This is a genomic window from Terriglobus sp. ADX1, assembly GCF_036877645.1.
Classification (GTDB): domain Bacteria; phylum Acidobacteriota; class Terriglobia; order Terriglobales; family Acidobacteriaceae; genus Terriglobus.
On record NZ_JAEDXV010000028.1, the window covers coordinates 1 to 20,784 of the forward strand.

At 56.7% G+C, this 20,784-nt stretch carries 16 protein-coding genes and 1 tRNA gene; 3 read left to right on the forward strand and 14 right to left on the reverse strand.

The window, feature by feature from the left end; translation table 11 throughout:
- Nucleotides 1–33 precede the first annotated feature (33 nt).
- The 4 genes from JAO32_RS16100 to JAO32_RS16115 all read right to left on the reverse strand — a co-directional run bounded on the left by JAO32_RS16100 (nucleotide 34) and on the right by JAO32_RS16115 (nucleotide 5,651).
- Nucleotides 34–1,065 (reverse strand): metallophosphoesterase, encoded by a 1,032-nt coding sequence (locus JAO32_RS16100; RefSeq protein WP_334242256.1) that lies wholly within the window; start codon nucleotides 1,063–1,065, stop codon nucleotides 34–36.
- Between the two features lie 182 nt (nucleotides 1,066–1,247).
- On the reverse strand, nucleotides 1,248–2,159 hold the full coding sequence (locus tag JAO32_RS16105; RefSeq protein WP_334242258.1) for a site-2 protease family protein: 912 nt from the start codon (nucleotides 2,157–2,159) through the stop codon (nucleotides 1,248–1,250).
- Between the two features lie 174 nt (nucleotides 2,160–2,333).
- Nucleotides 2,334–2,831, reverse strand: a complete 498-nt coding sequence (locus JAO32_RS16110) for a metal-dependent transcriptional regulator (RefSeq protein ID WP_334242261.1) — start codon at nucleotides 2,829–2,831, stop codon at nucleotides 2,334–2,336.
- Nucleotides 2,832–2,846: 15 nt separating this feature from the next.
- On the reverse strand, nucleotides 2,847–5,651 hold the full coding sequence (locus JAO32_RS16115) for a PIG-L family deacetylase (RefSeq protein ID WP_334242264.1): 2,805 nt from the start codon (nucleotides 5,649–5,651) through the stop codon (nucleotides 2,847–2,849).
- A 191-nt stretch (nucleotides 5,652–5,842) separates the two neighbouring features.
- On the opposite strand from JAO32_RS16115, the gene JAO32_RS16120 reads away from it, so the two are divergent.
- Nucleotides 5,843–6,577 carry a polysaccharide deacetylase family protein gene (locus JAO32_RS16120; protein WP_334242266.1) on the forward strand — a complete coding sequence of 245 codons (735 nt, stop codon included), beginning with the start codon at nucleotides 5,843–5,845 and terminating at the stop codon, nucleotides 6,575–6,577.
- Between the two features lie 13 nt (nucleotides 6,578–6,590).
- On the opposite strand, the gene JAO32_RS16125 is transcribed toward JAO32_RS16120, so the two are convergent.
- Nucleotides 6,591–6,905, reverse strand: a complete 315-nt coding sequence (locus JAO32_RS16125) for a hypothetical protein (protein ID WP_334242268.1) — start codon at nucleotides 6,903–6,905, stop codon at nucleotides 6,591–6,593.
- Nucleotides 6,902–8,461, reverse strand: a complete 1,560-nt coding sequence (locus JAO32_RS16130; protein ID WP_334242271.1) for an adenosine deaminase family protein — start codon at nucleotides 8,459–8,461, stop codon at nucleotides 6,902–6,904. Before JAO32_RS16130 ends, JAO32_RS16125 begins: the two co-directional genes overlap by 4 nt.
- Nucleotides 8,462–8,695: 234 nt before the next feature.
- Between JAO32_RS16130 and JAO32_RS16135 the strand changes: the two genes are divergently transcribed.
- Nucleotides 8,696–8,770, forward strand: a tRNA-Phe gene (locus JAO32_RS16135).
- 464 nt (nucleotides 8,771–9,234) lie between these two features.
- Nucleotides 9,235–12,132: an LssY C-terminal domain-containing protein gene (locus tag JAO32_RS16140; RefSeq protein WP_334242273.1), complete on the forward strand. Its 2,898-nt coding sequence runs from the start codon at nucleotides 9,235–9,237 to the stop codon at nucleotides 12,130–12,132.
- Nucleotides 12,133–12,268: 136 nt separating this feature from the next.
- On the opposite strand, the gene JAO32_RS16145 is transcribed toward JAO32_RS16140, so the two are convergent.
- The 8 genes from JAO32_RS16145 to trpB all read right to left on the reverse strand — a co-directional run bounded on the left by JAO32_RS16145 (nucleotide 12,269) and on the right by trpB (nucleotide 20,529).
- Nucleotides 12,269–13,684 (reverse strand): carbohydrate porin, encoded by a 1,416-nt coding sequence (locus JAO32_RS16145; RefSeq protein ID WP_334242274.1) that lies wholly within the window; start codon nucleotides 13,682–13,684, stop codon nucleotides 12,269–12,271.
- Between the two features lie 294 nt (nucleotides 13,685–13,978).
- Nucleotides 13,979–15,436: a circularly permuted type 2 ATP-grasp protein gene (locus tag JAO32_RS16150; protein ID WP_334242276.1), complete on the reverse strand. Its 1,458-nt coding sequence runs from the start codon at nucleotides 15,434–15,436 to the stop codon at nucleotides 13,979–13,981.
- A gap of 61 nt (nucleotides 15,437–15,497) precedes the next feature.
- Nucleotides 15,498–16,337, reverse strand: coding sequence for a prephenate dehydrogenase (locus tag JAO32_RS16155; protein WP_334242279.1), 840 nt, complete (start codon nucleotides 16,335–16,337; stop codon nucleotides 15,498–15,500).
- A complete protein-coding gene (locus JAO32_RS16160) occupies nucleotides 16,334–17,017 on the reverse strand; it encodes a dienelactone hydrolase family protein (RefSeq protein ID WP_334242280.1) in 684 nt (227 codons plus the stop codon). Before JAO32_RS16160 ends, JAO32_RS16155 begins: the two co-directional genes overlap by 4 nt.
- Nucleotides 17,018–17,120: 103 nt before the next feature.
- Nucleotides 17,121–18,140 carry a 3-deoxy-7-phosphoheptulonate synthase gene (gene aroF / locus JAO32_RS16165; RefSeq protein ID WP_334242282.1) on the reverse strand — a complete coding sequence of 340 codons (1,020 nt, stop codon included), beginning with the start codon at nucleotides 18,138–18,140 and terminating at the stop codon, nucleotides 17,121–17,123.
- A 72-nt stretch (nucleotides 18,141–18,212) separates the two neighbouring features.
- Complete coding sequence (gene pheA / locus JAO32_RS16170) at nucleotides 18,213–18,479, reverse strand: chorismate mutase (protein ID WP_334242284.1); 267 nt, start codon at nucleotides 18,477–18,479, stop codon at nucleotides 18,213–18,215.
- 52 nt (nucleotides 18,480–18,531) lie between these two features.
- Nucleotides 18,532–19,293, reverse strand: coding sequence for a tryptophan synthase subunit alpha (gene trpA, locus JAO32_RS16175; protein WP_334242286.1), 762 nt, complete (start codon nucleotides 19,291–19,293; stop codon nucleotides 18,532–18,534).
- The gene (trpB, locus tag JAO32_RS16180) at nucleotides 19,294–20,529 is read right to left on the reverse strand and encodes a tryptophan synthase subunit beta (RefSeq protein ID WP_334242288.1); all 1,236 of its coding nucleotides are present in this window, start codon (nucleotides 20,527–20,529) and stop codon (nucleotides 19,294–19,296) included.
- Nucleotides 20,530–20,784: the final 255 nt, after the last annotated feature.

A 20,784-nucleotide genomic window follows, 5' to 3' on the forward strand; every position in this document is an offset into this window, starting at 1 on the left:
GGGGGTACCCCTGCCTGCAGAACCCACGAAGCACTACGACTTCAGAATCGTAACCTTCCCATCCGTTGTCTTTCGGAAGGCATGCAACTGGTTCGCATCCGCGCCCACATGCCGCAGAATTACACCATCCTTAGCCGCCTCCAGGTGAGTAAACCCGATCACCTTGCCACCAAACGGTCCGCGCTTCTCTGGCGGAACGGACCAGTTCACCAGCTCCGCTCCACCGCCGCCGCTCACCACAAACGACGTCGGATGCCCATCGAACTCCAGGTGCTGTAGATCGTGATCATGCCCTGTGATGTAGAAGTCCACCTTGTGCTGCCGCAACAACGGATCCCAGCGCGGAATAAGGACGCGGTTATCGCGGTGAACACCATTGGTGTACAGCGGATGATGGCAAACCACCGCCACAAACGGCGTCGTCCGCGGCTTGCTTAGCTGCTCGGCAAACCACGCATCCTGTGCGTCGGCCTCGTGGTGGCTCATCAGGTAACTGCCAGGCGTAAAGTCCCAGGACTTCGTCCCCGGCAGGTTGGAGTCCAGGCAGATGAACGTGATGAGTGGGTTCTTCTCCGGCCACGTGAAGGTATAGCGCTTATCCGGCAACGTCCAGCGCGTCTTATGCTGCTTCGGATAGTCCAACTGCAACTGCACCTTGTCGAACCCGGCATGGTGCTCATAGTCATGGTTCCCCAGCACCGCATAAGCAGGCCCGGGAAACAGGTTGGCCGGATACATACTCTCGAACTGGTCGTTCCAACGCGGATCGTTCGTCCCGCCGGGAAGACGCCCATACCAGTTGTCGCCCAGCAGGAACATCGCACCAGGATTGCTCTGGTTGTTCTGCATCCACTTCGCCATGGACACGGCCACAGCCTTCTGCTGGTCCAGATACTTATCCGTACCCCAGTCCCCGATCATGAACATGTGCGCCGCCGCAGAATCCGGCTTGGCAAACGATGCCGATTGCGCAAACAGCGAAGACGGATGCATCGCTGCCAGAGCGGAGAAGGCGAATGTCTGCCGGAGAAACGACCGGCGCGATAGAGGATGCAGTTCTGCCAAGTGTCCAAACTCCCGTTCACGGTGTCGGTGGCCGGACAGACCGGCACATCTCCGACAGTGTCCCAGATGCGGCTTACGCCAACCTTAAGGCCGCGCCAGAACCCGCGCCTGAAGCAGCCCACATCTTCCGATGCACCAGCGCTTCCAGCGGCTGTCCGCAGAAGCACATCTGCCTGATCTGGTTAGCGTCGTCCAATCGCTCCCGGATCGGGCACAAAGTACAGGAAGGCTCCCAGCGCAATCAGCAGCGCCAGGTACACCGTAAGCGTCCGCACACTGTTCTCCTGCGGCGCATCCGGCGTAAACATACGCCACGCCATACCCGCAGCCAGGAACAGGAAGACGCCCTCATGCATCAGCCCGAAGAACAGCACGCACGATACCAGCAGCAACCCACGTCCCAACCGGTTCAGCGCATACGTCGCCTGCGCACCGTCAAACCACAGCACCGGAATCAGGTTCACCAGGTTGATGAGTGCACCTGTATACGCCAGCGCCTGGAACACCGGCTGATGTGTCCACGCAAACAGTCCCAAGCAGGCGAGCGCCGCACCCAATCCCCACACCGGCCCCGCCAGCGCAATGGCCGCCAAGTCCGGCAGCGTAATGCCCTCGCTGTACCAGCGGACATACGCCCCCAGCCCCGGTAGCAGCACAGGCAAGTCCGCCCGTAGCCCCCGGCGCCGTACCGCCACATAATGCCCCATCTCATGCACAAGAATTGCGGCAATGAATCCAAGTGCAAATTTCCAGCCAAAGAGCGCCCAATACAGAGCGAAATAGCCCAGAAATCCCAGCAGGAACTTCAGCTTGAAGATGAGGAAGAAGAAGCTCTTCAGCTTCACCGCAGCAACAAACAGCGGGAACAGCGGCCCTAACCGCTTCTTCCACTTCGCCTGCCGGTCATCTACTGCCTGCTGACGCCCTTCCAGCGATGCAATATGTTGACGAATCTGGTCCGCCTGCGAAGCGTCTTCGGGCAGCCAAGGCAAAGCCGAGAGCCACAGCTCACGCGCATCCGCCAACCGATCTTCCTGCTCTGCGCGCGCAGCAGCGGCACCGATGCGGTTCAGATGCTGTGTGTACACGAGCATGCCGCAATCGGGGCATGCAAGGACACCCTCAGCAATCCAATGCTCACAGTTTGGACAGGAGTAGATCGCTTCAGGAGGAGGAATAACCGCCGGTTCCGCAGTTACTGCTCCAGGCAGGAGGGCATTCGAGTTGGCATAATCCGGCACAGCGCTAGAGATAATCTTACGCTTCCGTTAAGGACGGCCGCAGTTACAGTCCACACCATGTTGCGGAGGCAAGGTGCCATCCATAGCGGGGATGCAGTGTCCATGCGGATCGCGCGTCGGATCACCAAGCTTTTCTGCAATGCGCTGTTCAAACCGCTCAGAAATGAAATGCTCCAGGCGCTCTGCTTCGTCGTGCAACTCTTCGATCGGATAACCGAGCACCTGAAACAGAAATGTCTCCAGCAATCGGTGATGACGCACAATCTCCAGCGCGCGGCTACGCCCGGCAGGCGAAAGCAACACACCGTGCCCCAACTTGTAGTCGATCAGCGAACCTTTTTCACCAGACAACTTCTGCAGCATGTTGGTAATGGACGCGGGTGCCACACCAAGCCGCTTGGCAAGCTCAGAACTACCAACGCGCCGCGGCGGTTCGCCACCAAGCGCATAGATCGCCTTCAGGTAATCGTCCACGGATTCACTGCTACGCCGGGCCGTTACCCTCTGCTTTGCCATAGCTGCCATTCTACCGCCCACTCTTTAGTGCGTTAGCTTAGGATTCTTGCTCGCACTGAGTAGATTCGCCATGATGCGAAACGAACCGGGAACACCTTCCGGCATCTCGCGGAAGAACGCGTAAGCCAGATAGATATAGGTGCCCTTGCCATAGCGCGCATACAGCAAACCACCCTGCTGCGGGTCCTGATCTGTGTCATGCACTTCGGTGAGCGCTTTGTATTCCGGTACAAAAGAACGTGTGAAACCATGACCACGCTCTTCGACCCAGTTATCGAAATCGGACGAGCCAATACGATTGGGCCACGTCATTAGCGGATCATCCGGATGAAGGATAGTCACCTTCGCATCCTCTTCGACGACCGTGTGCGCCTGATCGCCCGGAACCGAAATCGGATACGGACCATAGTCGTGATCAAATTCGCCGGACTGATACTGCACAATCACCGTGCCACCATTCCGCACATAATCCAACAGACGGTTGTTCGCGGAACGCAGCACCGGCCGCGCCGTGTAAGTCCTAACGCCAAGCACAATGCAGTCATACGCAGCGAGATCACCACGTTGCAGATCTGCATCGGTGAGCAGGACAGGATCAACACCCAACTCGTGCAGGCTCTCCGGCACTTCATCACCTGAGCCCATCACATACCCCACACGTAGCGACGGAGCCACCTTCACGTCCACGCCAGTGATGCGGCTGGTGGAAGGCGCATAGCGCGGATAGGGACGAATGCCCGGATATCCAATAGTGGTGAAACCCTGCGTGTATTGCTTGCCGTTGTAATCTGCAACTGCCGTGATGCGATACGTCTTCTGCTGCAGTCCTGGTGTATGCACGCGGAACTTCAACACAACATCTTCATCTGCACGCATGGTGTGGAACGAAGCAGACGCAGGTTCAGCTGACCACCCTTCAGGAAGCTTCAGTTCCAGCTTTCCTTCTGCCGCACCTTTCACACTGCTATGTACTGTGACCTGCACAGGCAACGTTGTGTCATTCAAAGGAAGAATGCCGCTGGCCGGTGAAACAGTAACGGAGATGGCCGGCGCAACCACCAATGGTTCATAGACAGTGCCAATGCCGTTATAACGATGTGTTGCCTGCACTACTCCCGCCAGCGATGCGTGTGTTCCGTTGAACGTATATTCCGCAACTGCCTGTAATGGATACGGCATCGTAGGCAAAGTGAGATATCGCGCATCCTGAATGTCGTAGTAACTCTGTTCCAATGTCGGACGAGAGAAATACGGAGCTGTAAGTGCAGCATCTGCAGGTACAGTCGCTTGCTGATAGAAGTCCTTTGCAGCTCCCGCAGGCAATGTCTCACCCGCAACCTTGTCTGCATTCAGCTTCCAATCACCGCCATTCGCAGCCACGAGATGAACAGTGTCGATCTTCACTGGCGTCATGCCTTGATCGGTAACGTGTACATTCACGCCAAAAGTCTCACCCGCAATGACGCTCTGCGCGGAAGATTCACCTCTGCCCCCTGAAGGCAGGCTGGCCACCAGGCTCATGCCCAGCGATTGCGCCAGCGCAGTTTCAAACTGCCGCTCCTTAATCTCAAGCTCAAACACAGCGTTATAGCGAGATTCATCTGGCAGTTTGGTCGACTTCAACGAAGCAATCAAAGCGCGCGTCTGATCCAATCCTTTGGCCAATGCTGGCGCAGACTTGGAAGGATCATTCGCATCAAACATCGCCGCAGCTTCGCTGACTTGCGATGCAATCGCATTCAACTTCTGTTTCGCATCTGCTTGATTACCCGCCGGAAGATAGGAGGCGATCCCTTGCAGAGAAGTATCGATCCCCTCGAAAAAGCCTTGTTCCGTTTCTGGCAATGCAGATCCACCAACACGCGATGCATACAAGTGATAGCTGGCAATGGAAGGCCCGGGAAGCGGCACCGGAACACCACCATTCTGCGACTTCTGCTGATTCAATCCTTCGCGTGCAATCTGCGCATAACTCTCACCAAACAACGAGTTGTATGTGCCGGATGGCACAGTAACCGTTGCCGCCGGGACCGAGTCCATCGTGCCACCGGTGACATAGTTGCGATACAGCAGCGGCTCAGTCTTACCAGTCGCGTAGTCATAAACCGTTTTGCCAGATGCGCGTGCGAACGGTGCGCGAGCATAGACCTTCGATGGCGACCACGGACGCAAACCTTCCTTCAACTGTTCTGGAAACATCTTCGGATCAGCCGCTGCAGTAAACACTTCCTGCGCGGTTACACCTGCGGTCTGATGATGTCCATGCCCATCCGACACATTGCCGGCGAATACGCTGGTGATAACCATCGGCCGTGTCTCACGTACTACGCGTACGGCGTCCGCCAATACACGCTCATGTCCCCACTGCTTTAGCGTTTCTTCGCGCGTCTTCGAAAATCCGAAATCCGCCACTCGCGTGTAATACAAATGCACACCGTAATAGCGATTGGCAGCGAGATGCTCCTGTGTACGCAGAATGCCCAACGAATCCCAGAAATCGCTGGTCATCACATTCTGTCCACCTTCGCCACGATTCAGGCTTAGCAACGAAACTTCCGCACCCACACCGCGGCTTTCATAGGCAAGCGTAGGGCCGTCTTCATCGTCAGGGTGCGCGTTAATCTGCAAGAAACTGGCACGCGTGCTCAGTTTGCGCAACGACTGAGCCAAGCCCGCAGCGCCGCGATCGAATGGGAGCGGCATGGCGAATGCTGAATCCGGCTGATGCTGCGCGTCTGGCACACTCTGCGCACACAAACAGGCGGGCGCAAAAGCGACAGCGCTGAGAGCAAGCAGGGTATGCAAACGATGGGTGGCGCGTTCAGTCACGGCGGATCCTCCGGAGGCAGCAAACAGGCAGATAAATTGCGTGTAACTGGAATGTACCGCATTGCATCTACGGTTTGCGTTTTGGATGCCGCAACACCCACGCCGGACGCGCAATACTGCAGCGCCAAAGAAAGCCTCACCTTAGCCTCTCCCTGCACACTCGGCGTGACCTCACAGTACACTGATGTGCGATGAATCCCTTGCTTGATGTTGCCGCCGGAGTTGTCACTGCTGGTTTGATGACAGGAGGTTACGCCTATGCGGCGAACTGGCCTACCTCGCAAATCTTCGGCAAGACGCTCATCAGCGGCCCCGATGCCACTGATGGGAAACACAACGTCGCACTGACCTACGACGACGGCCCCAGCCCTCGCAACACACCGGCGATGCTGGATGCTCTTGCAGAACACAACGCACGCGCCACATTCTTTCTGATCGGCGAACACGTTCGTAAACATCCGGAACTTGCGCGACGTGTTGCCGCAGCAGGTCACGTCATCGGCAACCACACCACCATGCACCCCAACCTGGCACGGCAGAATAACGAGCGCGTACAGCAGGAACTGGAACGCTGCCAGAAGACTCTGGAAGACACGCTGGGAGTGAAGGCCAAACTCTTTCGTCCACCCTACGGTGCGCGCCGACCAGCCGTGTTGAAGATTGCGCGTTCGATGGGATTAACGCCGGTAATGTGGAACATCACAGCGCACGATTGGGATCCTATTGGCGTTACAAAAATTCAATCGCGCATCGACCAGGGTATTGCAAAAAATCGCCGTGCACACCGCGCATCCAACGTGTTGCTACACGACGCATCGCATCTCGACGGCAAGGACCCTGCTTCACGCGAAGACACGATTGCGGTGACACGCACGCTATTGCAACGTAGCGATCTGCACTTCGTAACACCGCTGGATTGGCTGTAATGCATTACGGACGTTAGGAGAAGCTAACGTCCTTAATGCCAATCTGCGTGAACAACGCCAGACCTACGATGGTAATCACCAGCGCAATCGTCGCAGTAATGGCCACCTCGCGAAACCGCTTCAAGATTGCTCCCACCACCAGCAGCACAATGAACACGGCCAATACTGCAAGGATCCAGTTGAAGTCATACGTGCGGATGTGCGTAGCCGACTGCGACACCACGCGCTGTATACGAATGGATGGAACAACCATGCCTGCAATGAATCCGGCAAAGGCCGAAACCATTAGCAGGCCCGTTTGCCACAGCACTGCAATCACATGCTTCATCGTGTCTCCTTCGCTACTTCCGATTCAAACGCATGGAAGCGACGCTCCAGTTCCCACTGCTGCGCAGCTTTGTCACTCTCTTTCAGGAAGGTGCTGCACGATGCCGATGGTGTGGACATTGATGCCGCACATCCACCACGCATCACCGTGTAGCGATCCTGCGCGGTCCACAGACTATCGCCTGCAAGAAACGAATGCTCAAGAGAGGCCCGTGCACTCGTCTTCAACTGAGCGTAGGTGAGTCCCTGCTCTGTCACAGCGCGCAGATATTCATTCGTCAAATCAATACGCGAAACACCTTCATCATCCGTGGACAAAGCAAATGGCACACCCGCGGCGAGATAGCTATGCAGCGGATGATCCTTGCCCTTCACGCCAAGGATGCCATCGTTCGATGTCAGGTTCACTTCCACCATGATGTGCTTTGCTGCCATCGTCTTCAGCAACGACGCAGCATCTGTCTCAAACATCACATCCACGCCATGACCGATACGTTCCGCACCAGCGACTTCCACCGCGTCGTGAATGTGAAAACGCAATCCAGCTGGAGGAACCATGCCCGGAGCCAACTCGCCCGCATGCAATGAAAGATGCACCTTCGGATACACACTGCGCAGATACTTCAACATCAGCATCTGGTTTTCATACTGCGACATAGACAGGTAAGTATCTTCCGGCTGCACAAAGTTAATGCCCACCACACGTGGGTCCACACTGGCCACCTCAAAACCCAGCAGGGTCTGCGCAAACACACGCTCTGGCTCGCCGCCGCGCAACACCTGATACAGATAACGCACCTGCACGTTGCATGCAGCCGTGGCCTGTGCCGTACCGCAGTGCTCGCGCTCATTGCGTGTACGGTCCATCGCATCCAACTCCGCGCGATCCGTGGCAATGTTTTCACGCAGCCCGCCAGCCAACAGCGCATCACGCATCTTTGCAGGATCGCCATCCCAATGCTGCTGGCCGGCCAGTTTCAAAGCCGCACCAAAGTCCGGCGTAGTCATGATTTCCAGGTACTGCTCGTTCTGCGAAGCGGCGCGAGTCGCGACCTCATCCACCCACTCGCCTTGATGCTCCTTGTGAATGCCACTAAAACGACCAAAGGTGGCAAAGAACTGGTCGTGGCCGCTCCATCCCGAAGACGGCACAAACGAGCGCATGCTGAAGCTGTTAATCAAACGGTCGTACAGTCCCTGATTCTTGAAGACGTCGGCCGCTGGCTGCGTTCCTTCCGCGCACACGGGCTTGGGCGGCAAACTGCGTGTGGTGCCCACATTCGGCAGCAGCACCAGCTTCACCGGATCCACGCAAAGATTGTCAGCCGCAGCATTTGCGATAAACGTCTCGGCATACACCGCGCCGGAAAGATGCATGTGCAAATCGCCGCCCTTCGGCATGCGCGTCAGGAATGCGCGCAATTGCGGCGGGCTGTTGCGAATTGCTTCCAGCCGCGCGGATGCGCGTGATTCTGCCCCCGGCGTCTGCGCCACGGAGAGGCTGGTACAGGCGACAGCGCCCAACAAAAATGTGGCAATACGCGGCAGAAAAGTCATGCAGCAGAAGCTCCTTACACAAAATGCAATGGCTGCCCATGCACGAGCAGCGAGGAAAACGCGATGCCTAAGGATAGCGGAGGAGCCAACCGGCCGGAACCCGATTTGGCGCATCGCCTCAGCCTTGGTATACTCAAAAAGTCGTTCTGAGCCGCCGCACCTTCTGCGCCGCACGCTTCAGAGAGCCGGCGGGTGCAAGGGACCCCGGTCAATGCAAAACGACAGATCTCCCAAGGCCAGATAGCTCAGTGGTAGAGCGCGGCCCTGAAAAGGCCGGCGTCGGCGGTTCGATCCCGTCTCTGGCCACCACCCTTATTCAGTTACCCACCAACTCCTCGCACAATCCGTACCCGGGAACCTTGCATTCGCACTGCGGGCGATCCTGTCTCCGCAAGGGCAAGTCTTCGGGCCACGCTGTTCGATGCAAGGCTTGAGAGTCTCTTCAAAGAAGTGTGCTCGCCAAATTGTCGCCATCGGAGTAGATTGACGATCTAGATCGAAATGCTATCGATCAAAGGTCATGGTTCTAGTCATATAAGTCCCCCGGGCTGATCTTGTATCGCTTTTGCAATTCCCTTATCTGTGCCCGTGAAGTTGCTTAGTGCGCATGCGAGGTAGAGATGTACAAGCCCCCACGGATAGTGAATTGCTTTCTGTTGATGTTCTTTTTTCATTCCACTCCAGGTGCATGCCAGGGGACGACGTCAGGTACGCCGGATTCGAACGTCGCTGAAATTGCAATCACGCGACAGCCCGGACGGCAGGACGGCGACATGCGGATCTCTCTTCGAGGTAAGAACGTCCGGGTCGCGCGGCGGGTGGTGGAAGGATGGATCGTACGTGGGGGTGAAGGCGCGCTCGCAATCATTCTGCAGTCCGCGAAGGGCAATGCAGAGGAGCAATATTCCCTTATCTACTACGACCTGGATAATGGACGGCATCGTGTGCTTGGCACGATGCCGTTCAGTCGAGGCGACCTGAAGGAAACTTCAAACCATCAGGAACGGTGGGCATTTGCGCTAACAGGCAACCAACTCCGAGACGGAGTTCCGGTCACCATTGTGAGCGATGACCAGGCTGCTACCGGTGTGCTGCCAGGCGCCTCCTCACCAAAATTTGCAGGCGACTCACTCGAATACACAAACATACATGATGGGAAACACCGCAGCGTGCCGACGGCGGATCTTCTGGGTACCGAACTCGCGCATCACATCTTTGCTCCATCGCAGACCACTCCCTCCTCGCCAAAATATGTGCAGGTCTTTTCGAGTGGCCGTGCACTACTGGTCCAGCACGACGATACGCTTCGGCGCGGGACATGGATCACTGACGGGGAAACCCTTGAGATAAAAGGTAAAGATGCGAATTACTCGGTCCGAATGAGCGAACTCGCACCAGTGAAAGGTATTCCGGCAGAGACGCATTTTTCTGTGCGTATGCTCGATACGCTCTCGTCTACAACGACGCACGAAGGAAATACCGTGCGCGCATTGTTGATCGAGCCTCTCGTCCTCGACGGAGAGATTCTCGTTCCTGCTGGCTCGACGCTCGAAGGCAAGGTGGTGCAGGCAAATTCCGTTGGTTGGGGATTTAAGCATGAGACCGCTTCGCTCACCATCAACTGGAGTCGTATGATTTTGCCTGCCGGAAGAGAGTTAGCCATCCCGGCACGAGTCTTCGAGGTAGAAAACGCGCAGGAAGAGGTGAAGGACAACGGGAAGATACAGGGGATTCGCTCCACGGGAACACCCGGGCACACCGCCGAGAACGGCCTGCTTTCGGTAGCGAACTTCGATCCGATCCTCTATCTGTTTGCAGCATCCTCTGGCAGCGGAGTTCTGGGCTTTGCCGAGCCTGAGATTCTGTATCACGCGGGAACAGAACTCGTCTTGACGAGCACGCAACCGGTGATCACGGCGCAGACATATCCGCCAGCTGTACCTCCGTCCATCACAACTGCCGCCCAGGCGGGTGAACTTCAGTCCTTCGTAAGAAAGCTGCCTTTCCGCACAGCAACCCAAGGTACGAACAAGGTTTCTGATATTACGAATCTGGTGTTCGTCGGGTCGCCGGAGGCTTTGCGACGGGCGTTCAGTGCAGCGGGGTGGGTGGCCACCGATGAACTGACACCAGCATCGACGTTCCGTACCGTCAAGGCCATCACCGGAAACGAGACTTATCGCCAGGCACCGATGTCTGTTCTTCTGCTTGACGGTCGCGCTCCGGCATTCACACTCAGCAAGACCACGAATACCTTTGCGGCGCGCCATCATGTGCGCATCTATCCCACGCAAGAGAACTTCGCAGACCAGACAGTTCTCACGGCTTCCTCAACGCAGGACATTGCAATTGCGTTTTCATCGAGGCAGAAGACGTTCATTCACGCAATCGACGAGCACATAGACAACGAACGGTCGAAGATCGTGAATGACCTTGAACTCACTGGCTGCGTTCAAAGCGTGGATATGGTGAGCCGACCCTGGGTTCCCCTCGACGCATACAACTCCACAGGGGAACGGCTTCGGACAGACGGCGCAGCGGCAGTACTTCGGATCAATGCCTGCGATCGTCCCGGGACCACACCGGAGACGCCCGCGTTACCACCAAACCGTTTTCAACGAATTACGCGAGACACCGCATTGACGATCCGCAATGATCTCTTTCGCGGCAATGTGTTCTACACGGGAATCAACGGCGCCATTAAACTGCGCAATTACCTTAAGAGTTCGAGCACGTTGCCGGAAAACGCCAGTGCCTGGCGACAGACGGATGCGGCGGGTGTCGTCTATACGGGTCTTGGCGAGAATTCGGAAATCGAATCGGGATTCGCGTGGGTATCCCCGCCGCTCACCGCCGCTGATCGCGCTTCGCTGCAACGCATGAACGAGAGTCATCGCTGGGACCCACCTCACTACGAACTGTGGCTTGAAGGTGGATACATGCATATGCGTCAGGATTTCCTATCGGAGGTCGTCATTGAACAGATCTCAAGCGATCCTTCGAAACCGACACAGTACATCGGGTTGGGCGACGATGTGGGCGATGGGTGGGCAGCAGGGGGTTCGGTCACGATCAATAGCTGGAAGCATTTCTCGAATGAGTTCAGCTACTTTCGCCAGCAGGTAAAATATCGACTTTTCAATGTCGAAGCCTCAATAAATCAGGCAGGTGAAAATGAGGATGGCACGCTCGAATATGCCAACATTGGCCTGGTAACGCGCCAGTGGGAATATAACCTGCTGGCCCAACTGCGCCCTCCCTCCTCTCGATGGAGACCCTACATTGCCGCAGGGCCAGTCTTTCAACTGCTTGCACTCAACGGTGCTCCGCTCAAGAAGGCCAATGGAGCCTTCAAACTTGGCCTGGGAAATATCGGCCTCATCGCAGCGGCCTTCGACTTCGGCAACACACCTCCGCTAGAGGGCGGCGGTATCTTCCAGTTCGGCCTTCAATATGGAGGGGGTATCAAGTACCGGGCGACTCCGCGCGTTATGCTTCGAGCCGACTTTCGTGAGACGTGGAGCAGAAATCCCGACATTATCTCTGACAGCTACAAGGACTATGACTCGCCGGATCTTGATGAGACCTATACAGCGACTGTCTATAAGGTGAAGCAGGATAGTGCATTTCTCCAGAACCGGTTCACCCTGGGAGTAGGATTTACGTTCTAGCCTCTTATGGATCGTGGACCCTAAGGACTTCAAGGAGACGCCATGCCTAAATCCCTCCCTTCACAGCTTTGGGATGAAACATACTCGGTTGCGGCCACGCAATCGTAACCGTTACGAATAGGCCACGACAACTTCCCTAAAAATCTACATGTGCACGGAACGACGGCACCCAGACTGGCCCACGATCACGGTTATACCCGGGGTTGTTGATATGGGAAAGCCCCGGTGCAAAGTACATGCCGCGCCATGCGTGCGCGTTGTAGTAGGCCTCTACTGTGTTCTCTCGTCCGTATCGCAGCGCCCCATCGCCTAGAATGAAGCCCAGGCCACCATCCGCAAGATACTGCTGATGATCGCGCTTGATCGCATTGGAAGTGAACGCGAGTCCTGCTTTATCCATGGAGCGTCCCCACTGATTTCCGTTGTAACTCGCGCCCAGTGTCACCGTCTGTTCGATCTCCGTGTAGGCGTAGGATTCCGTCTTGCCATCGTTCCATCCGAAGCGTCCAGCGACCGTCAAATTGCTGGTGACCGATTGTTCGAAGTTGTAGCCAAAGCCATATTTCGTTGCACCGAAGTGCTCATGCTTCGTGATGTCCGGGGTGCTGTCTGTGCCGTTCTGAAACGCGGCAATCGCCTCGCGATAACTTCCCATATGCGCGGTATTCACAAAAGCCAGTACGCGCTGCACACCGTCATGTCCAGGCAACCATCCGTGGCGTAACTCGGCTTCCATGTTCTGACCACGGCTGCGCTTAACGCTCCAATCCAGATCAATGCCATTGGCTACCGTAGGCATCAGCATCAAACCGTACCGCACTGCCCAGTCACGATCCTGATATTCAGCCACTGCGCCATAAGTGTAACCACGCGTATCCGCTGCATAATCCCACGCGCCGTTGTTATCAATGCTCCAGTTCGTGAACTGTAGATGGCTATCGCTGAGCACGCTATTGATATCGAACGTATCCGGCGACGACATCTTGCCTACACGCAACTCCAAACGTCGCACCGGAACCTCGGTGGCCAATGCATATGGCCCGCGTTCGTTCTCCGTCATCTCATTTGTGAAGCCAATCGTCTGATGTATCTCAACACGCGCAATGTACGGCTTCGATCCCAGGTTAGGATTGCGCACCACATCCAGGTTCGTAAATCCGGCAAGTCCCAGCGCCTGACTAATGCCGCGCCCACCAGTCGCTTCCACGTCGAGAATCACATCGGTGTTGTAGCGTTTCGCAGCTGTTCCTGTATGGCCCAACATCTGCCATGGTTGCAAGCCCAGGAACAGCGTACCCACCATGGAAACCTTGTACTCGCCGCGAGCACGCAGACTATTCGGACCTTCGTACGGCGAATGGAATGCAGGGTGTCCCTGCAGAATGCTGTTGAACTGCCCTGCGACAAACCACGGAGCATTGTCTGAATGAGGAAAGACTGTTGGGGAGGGCGAGGGCGCCTGCGGCACATCCGCAGTCTGAGCATTCAGGCAAAATGGGCCACAAAGAATGGCAGCGGCAAAAAGCCGCAAGAAGAGAGTCATGGAAATCATTTCGAAACTTCTTTCGTCACGCGCGATTGGCATGCGCCCGAAGCAACCATTGAAAAGAAGGGCGGTGCAACGACGCTTGTCATGATCTTGGGGAAAGCCATGACGAAGCGGAGCAGTTACATCCGCATCGTCACAGCAGCCGGCCGTCCGTACTCGGAGGCTCCTGAACTGTAACGGTCATTGAGATATCTCTTGCGCAGTTGCGCCTTCATCATTGTGTCATGTGTGCCGCAATATCCGGCATAAAGAAATCGTAAGTTTCCAAACGAACAAAGGCCCCGAAGGGCCCTTGTTTCATTGACTCAAAACCCACGTATCTTTACTACCGCCACCCTGGCTGCTGTTCACTACCAGCGAGCCTTTCTTCAAGGCCACTCGCGTCAATCCACCGGGAACAATGCGGACCTTGTCACCATAGAGGACATACGGGCGCAGATCCACGTGACGCGGCTCAAATCCCTCGCCAAACAAACAAGGTGCACGACTGAAAGTAATCGTCGGCTGCGCGATATAGTTGCGAGGATCAGCCTGAATCTTGCGTGCAAATTCTTCGCGCTGTTCCTTGGTACTTTGTGGGCCGATCAACATGCCATAGCCGCCGCTCTCACCCACAGCCTTTACCACCATCTTGTCCAGATTAGCCAGCACATGAGAGCGTTCAGAATCACGTGCGCAGAGATACGTTTCCACGTTCTTTAGAACCGGCTCTTCCGACAGATAGTAACGAATGATATCCGGCACATAGGCATACAACGCTTTGTCATCCGCAACACCAGTGCCAAACGCATTCGTCAACGTGACATTGCCCGCGCGATACGCATTAAACAAACCTGCAACACCCAACATGGAATCTGCACGAAAACTCATGGGATCAATAAAGTCATCGTCCACGCGGCGATAGATCACGTCCACACGACGCAGGCCGCTGGTGGTGCGCATGTACACCACGTTGTCATGCGTGGTTAGATCGCGACCTTCTACAAGCTCAATACCCATCTGACGCGCAAGATAAGCGTGCTCGTAATACGCCGAATTGAACACTCCAGGAGTAAGCAGAACGATGTTCGGCTCCGGTCTTCCTTCCGGTGCAAGCGAACGCAACGTACTCAGCAACAACTGCGTGTACTGCTCAATGGGCCGCACGTTGTAGCGACGAAACATCACCGGGAAAATGCGTTTCATGACGCGACGATTCGTCAGCATGTAACTGACGCCTGAAGGTACACGAAGATTGTCCTCCAGCACGACGAATTCGCCATTCTCCAAGCGAATCAGGTCTGTTCCAGTAACCGAGATGTACACATTGCGCGGCACCTGTAGACCAATCATGTGTCGCCGAAACTGTTTGCAGCTATACACAATCTCACGCGGCACAATGCCGTCGGACAGGATGCGGCCTTCGTTGTAGATGTCCTTCAGAAACAGGTTCAACGCCGTGATGCGCTGCGTAAGCCCGCGTTCCACGATGGCCCACTCTGCAGCGGTAATCATGCGCGGCAGCAGGTCATAGGGAAAGATCTTCTCTGTACCTTCGTCACGGCCATAGACCGTGAAGGTAATGCCTTGGTTAAGAAACGACAGATCTGCAGCCTGTTTGCGCCGTTCTACCTCTGTTTTTGGCAGCGAGGAGAACTGTTCCATCAATACCTGATATTGCGACCGCAGTTCGCCCGGCGCGGCGAACATTTCGTCGTACGCATTATCCAGCAGATATCCATCCAGATTGGGCTTGAGAAGTTCTACAGGGTCCATGAGTTGCTGACAGTATAGAGTCGCACTCCTGCGAACCGACTAGTTCCTCTGCAAAAGACTTCTACAGCTGCCGTCGAAACGCATTTGCCCGCCCAAACTCCTCGCGCAGTTCCGGCGTCTTCAGGTTCTCGCGCAGGTGCTGCAAACGCTGCTCCAGCGTCAACAGCGTCTCTGCGATGTTTTCCTGATTCGTATGAGCAATGTCACGCCACATGCTGAACGGGCTGCTTCCCAGCCGCGTCATCTCGCGGAGCGCTCGCCCGCCAATGGCACGCAATTCCGGCGAATCACCGAACTTGTCCTCCAACATGGCAGACATGGCCGTGGAGACCATCTGGGGCATATGGCTCACCCACGCGCAGATTTCGTCATGCCGCGCGGCGTCCATATCCAGCAGTTTTGCACCAAACTTCTCTACCCAGCCGCGCCACTCGGCCTCAATGGAAGTGGCCGCATGCATGGGCGCAAAAATCCACGTCGCGCCGCGAAACAGCGAGGCCTCTGCCAAGGCAGAGCCACCACTCTCTTTTCCTGCCATGGGATGCCCAGGTAGGAATTGATCCGGCATAAGCCGTTCCGCTGCGCGCACGATTTCGCTCTTGGTGGAGCCCGCGTCCGTCACAAGCTGGCCTGACCGCAGTTGCGGCGCAATGCCCTGCATCCATTGCAGAATGGCCATCACCGGAACCGCCAGCACAATCACATCCGCCGCAGCAATTGCCGAACGATGTTCCTCTGGTGAACGCGCCGCTCGGTCAATCGCCCCGGATGCTTCCGCTGCCTTCAGCTCATCGCCGCTGGCATCAATACCCGTAATGGAACCGGTAAATCCGGCATCACGCAGCGCAAGGCCCACCGATGCACCGATGAGCCCCGTGCCGATGATGAGAACCGACTTCATTTCGCTGCAAGATACTCTTCAAAGAAGAGTATGGATCGCCGCTTCGCCAGGTCTGCGGCATCCGCCACGTAGCTGCTCGGATCAGGCTTGCGATTAAACGCATGACCAGCGCCGGGATACAGGAATACCGGCACCTCAGGATGCGCAAGTTGAATCTTCGCAATCGCCTCTGCGGAGATATGCGTATCTGCCCCTCCAAAATGCAGAATGATGGGATTGCGCGGCGTTTCCTGCACCAGGGTCGGAATGAGGCCACCGTAATAACCGACTGCAGCGTCGATCTTTGACCGGCACGACGTGACCCAGGCCATCGATCCACCATAGCAGTAGCCCACAACGCCCACCTTTACATTCGCCTGCTCACGAAGCCAGGCCACTGCAGCCTCTACATCCAGCAGTGATTTCGCGACATCCAGCTTCTGATACATCGGGCCGGCCTTTGCCCAGCCAGCCTCGTCGTAGTTGAGAAACACGTCTTTCTCAATGCGGTCGAAGATTGCAGGCGCAATACACAAATAGCCCTCGGCGGCCCACTCGTCCGTAACAGCGCGGATATGGTCGTTCACACCAAAAATCTCCTGCACTACTACCAACGCGCCCTTCGGCTCGCCGCTCGGACGCGACACATACGCGCTCAACTCAATCCCATCGGATGCGGTCAGTTTTACCCACTCACTCACGACTGCTGTCTCCTGTTGGTTTTGAGTGTAGCGCGTCGTTCCATGCAATGAACAAAGGCCGTGCCCCGAAGAGCACGGCCTATGCACATAGTGGCGCGATGGGTTAAGCGACGGTGCGTCCCACCACAGGTGCAAGCTGACGAAGCTGTTCCACCAGCTTTTCCAGTTGCTCCGGGAACAGCGACTGAGCGCCATCGCTCATCGCCTTATCCGGATTCGGGTGCATCTCCATCAGCAGGCCGTCTGCACCAGCAGCCACCGCAGCCAGCGCCATGGCCGGAACAAACTCACGCTTGCCCACGCCGTGCGACGGATCACCCAACACCGGAAGGTGCGTCAGCTTCTTCAGCACCGGAATCGCCGAGATGTCCATTGTGTTACGGGTAGCCGTCTCGAAGGTGCGGATGCCGCGCTCGCACAGCATCAGGTCATAGTTGCCACCGGACAGGATGTACTCAGCCGACAGCAGAACCTCTTCAATCGTTGCCGCAATGCCGCGCTTCAGCAGCACCGGCTTGCGTACGTGGCCCAGTTCACGCAACAGGTTGAAGTTCTGCATGTTGCGCGCGCCCACCTGGAAGCAATCGATGTAGGGCAACATCACTTCAATCTGCGAGATTTCCATCACTTCCGTGATGACCAGCAGGCCAGTCTCATCGCCCACTTCGCGGAGCAGCTTCAGGCCTTCCACACCCATGCCCTGGAAGCTGTACGGCGACGAACGCGGCTTGTACGCGCCACCGCGCAGGAACTGGCCACCAGCAGCCTTTACCTGCTGCGCGGAAAGGCGAATCTGTTCGCGCGATTCTACGGAGCACGGGCCCGCCATGATGGTCACGTTCTGGCCGCCCACCTTCACGCCGTTGGGGAAGGTAATGACCGTTCCCTCAGGACGGAAGCCGCGGCCCGCCAGCTTGTACGGCGACGAGATGCGATACGCCGTCTGCACGCCGGGCAGCACCTGAAACTCCGCCACATCAAAAGCCGCCGGCGTACCCACACCCGCCAGGATCATCTGACCTTCACCGCTGGTGCGGTGCACGTTGAAGCCGAGCTCCACCATCTGCTCAATGACCGCCTGAATATTCTCCTTGCTGGCGGTTCCCTGCATGACCACGATCATCGCTGCTGTTCCTTCGCTTCCCTGCCGGCTCTCACGGCAGAATCGTTCGTTTTCTTCACTAACTTTTGCGGCTTACGCCTTCGGCTTGCGTTGCAGGCCGCGCATCACGTCCATGATGCGTTCGTAAATGTCGGCCAGTTCGGCCTGCGGAATCTCGCCTGTGTTGCTTGCGGCGACGTGTGCCAGAACTGCCTGTTCGCGCTCTGGCTCATAGATGTTGCTGCCACTCTGTGACTTCAACTCGCCAATGGCTGCGGCTGCCGCTGCGCGCTCGCACAGGAGCTTGACGATCTGCTCGTCGATACCGTCGATCTTCTGCCGCCAGTCTGCAATCTCCATCGTTACCCTCTGCTCTTTTGGTCTTGTGTTCTATTATCCGGCGCGGCCGCTGCTACGACCGCAAAGACTTCACGAATTTCCCAACATTCGCGGCTTCTTCGCCCGCTTTGCTGTCTTCAATCAACTTCACAATCGCGCTGCCGACAATCGCCGCATCCGCAAATTCGCTCACCGAGCGTACATGCTCTGCCGTGGAGATGCCAAAACCCACCGCCACCGGAATCTTTGCAAATTGCTTCAACCGCGCCACCAGCGACTCTGCATCGGAGGCAATCTGCGCCTGCGTACCCGTAATTCCCACACGCGAAATGGCATAAACGAAGCCCTTGCTATGCTCCGCGATGGCCTTCAAACGCTCATCGGGCGAAGTGGGCGCAGCTAGAAACACCGGCGCCAGATCGTTCTTGGCCATCTCCGCCAGGTATTCGCCTGCCTCTTCCACGATCATGTCCGTTAGCAAAACGCCATCGGCACCCGCATCTTTGGCAGCCTTGCAGAACTCCGGCAATCCCATACGAACCACGGGGTTCAGATAGCTGAACAGAATGATGCCCGCCTGCGGCCTTGCCTCACGAATCTTCTTCGCCAGCGCCAGCACATCGCTCAAACGCACGCCACGGGCCACAGCCCGCTCACTAGCCCGTTGAATCACCGGCCCATCCGCCAGCGGATCACTGAACGGAACACCCAGTTCCAACACCTGCGCACCGTTATCGATGGCTGCGAGAGCGATGTCATACGTCGCATCGAGAGAAGGATCACCTGCGGTCAGATAGACAACCAGTCCAGGCTTGTTACTGAAATCAATCGCCACTTACAGCCCCTTCCCTTCAGCTCCGCGCAGCTGCATCTCTTTCGCCAGGATGCCCATGTCCTTATCGCCGCGGCCACTCACATTAATCATCACGATCTTGTCTTTGCCCAATGTTGGCGCGACTTTGATCGCATGTGCCACAGCATGTGCGGACTCCAGCGCCGGCAGAATGCCCTCGGTTTGCGCCAGCACCTTCACCGCATGCAAAGCCTCGTCGTCCGTGGCGCTGACGTACTCCGCACGCTTCTGGTCGTGCAGCATGGCATGCTCTGGTCCAACACTGGCATAGTCCAAACCAGCGCTTACCGAATGCGTGGAAGCCACCTGTCCCGCATCGTCCTGCAACACGTAGCTATATGTTCCCTGCAGAACGCCCGGAAGACCACCGCTGAACCGCGCGGCATGTTCGCCCAGCGCAGTACCGCGCCCGCCAGCCTCAACGCCAATCAGACGCACATTCGCATCCGGAATGAATTCGTAGAACGCGCCAATCGCATTCGATCCGCCACCGACGCAGGCAATCACCACATCCGGATTACGCCCCACCTGCTCTGCAAACTGCTGCTTTGCTTCCTTGCTGATCACGCGATGGAAGTCGCGCACCATCGTGGGATACGGGTGCGATCCCAGCGCCGAACCCAGGATGTAAAACGTGTTGCGAACATTCGTGACCCAGTCACGCATCGCTTCGTTAATGGCATCTTTCAGTGTGGCCGAGCCAGCCGATACACCACGCACCTCAGCGCCCAGAAGACGCATGCGCAGCACATTCAGCTCCTGCCGCCGCATGTCTTCTTCACCCATGTAGATGACGCAATCAAGGCCGAGCAGTGCGCAAACCGTAGCCGTCGCAACGCCATGCTGGCCTGCACCAGTCTCTGCAATGATGCGCTTCTTGCCCATGCGCTTCGCCAGCAATCCCTGACCAAGAGCGTTGTTGATCTTATGCGCGCCGGTGTGCAGCAGGTCTTCACGCTTCAGGTAGATCTGCGCTCCGCCAAGTTCTTCGCTCAAACGCTTTGCGAAGTAGAGCGGCGTGGGGCGTCCCACATAGTGCTTCAGCAGGTCCGCAAGCTCTGCCTGAAACGCTGCATCTTCACGCGCCTCCACGTAGGCCTGCTCAAGCTCCAGCAGCGCCGCCATCAGCGTCTCTGGCACATAACGGCCGCCGTACGCGCCAAAGCGCCCCGTGCCCAGCGAGCGACTTACTTCCGTTGTCGATTCCAGAATCGGCATCTCTTGCTATCCTTCTGCGTCTGTCCTGCGTTCAAAAACTAAAAACCGCGGCCCTAGTGGGTCCGCGGCTCCGGGAATCTCTGATCTCTTACTTGGCTGCCCTTACCTGACAGCGATTGCTTAGAGAGCGTGTTCCATTGGCGCCGCGGGGGTTGCCCCGTAACGGAAAGTAAATCGCCAAAAATAGACAGAACGCACCATCAGGGAAAACTCTACCTGAAATTACGCGCTTTGAAAAGGAAACCTTCCCGGCAA

Excerpts from the sequence above, each read along its gene's own strand:
- JAO32_RS16130 (WP_334242271.1), bottom strand. The coding sequence starts at position 8,461 with ATGACTTTTCTGCCGCGTATTGCCACATTTTTGTTGGGCGCTGTCGCC.
- JAO32_RS16145 (WP_334242274.1), bottom strand. The coding sequence starts at position 13,684 with ATGATTTCCATGACTCTCTTCTTGCGGCTTTTTGCCGCTGCCATTCTT.
- JAO32_RS16155 (WP_334242279.1), bottom strand. The coding sequence starts at position 16,337 with ATGAAGTCGGTTCTCATCATCGGCACGGGGCTCATCGGTGCATCGGTG.
- JAO32_RS16105 (WP_334242258.1), bottom strand. The coding sequence starts at position 2,159 with ATGCTCGTGTACACACAGCATCTGAACCGCATCGGTGCCGCTGCTGCG.
- JAO32_RS16110 (WP_334242261.1), bottom strand. The coding sequence starts at position 2,831 with ATGGCAGCTATGGCAAAGCAGAGGGTAACGGCCCGGCGTAGCAGTGAA.
- JAO32_RS16140 (WP_334242273.1), top strand. The coding sequence starts at position 9,235 with ATGCGGATCTCTCTTCGAGGTAAGAACGTCCGGGTCGCGCGGCGGGTG.
- JAO32_RS16120 (WP_334242266.1), top strand. The coding sequence starts at position 5,843 with ATGAATCCCTTGCTTGATGTTGCCGCCGGAGTTGTCACTGCTGGTTTG.
- JAO32_RS16150 (WP_334242276.1), bottom strand. The coding sequence starts at position 15,436 with ATGGACCCTGTAGAACTTCTCAAGCCCAATCTGGATGGATATCTGCTG.
- trpB (WP_334242288.1), bottom strand. The coding sequence starts at position 20,529 with ATGCCGATTCTGGAATCGACAACGGAAGTAAGTCGCTCGCTGGGCACG.
- pheA (WP_334242284.1), bottom strand. The coding sequence starts at position 18,479 with ATGGAGATTGCAGACTGGCGGCAGAAGATCGACGGTATCGACGAGCAG.
- JAO32_RS16125 (WP_334242268.1), bottom strand. The coding sequence starts at position 6,905 with ATGAAGCATGTGATTGCAGTGCTGTGGCAAACGGGCCTGCTAATGGTT.
- aroF (WP_334242282.1), bottom strand. The coding sequence starts at position 18,140 with ATGATCGTGGTCATGCAGGGAACCGCCAGCAAGGAGAATATTCAGGCG.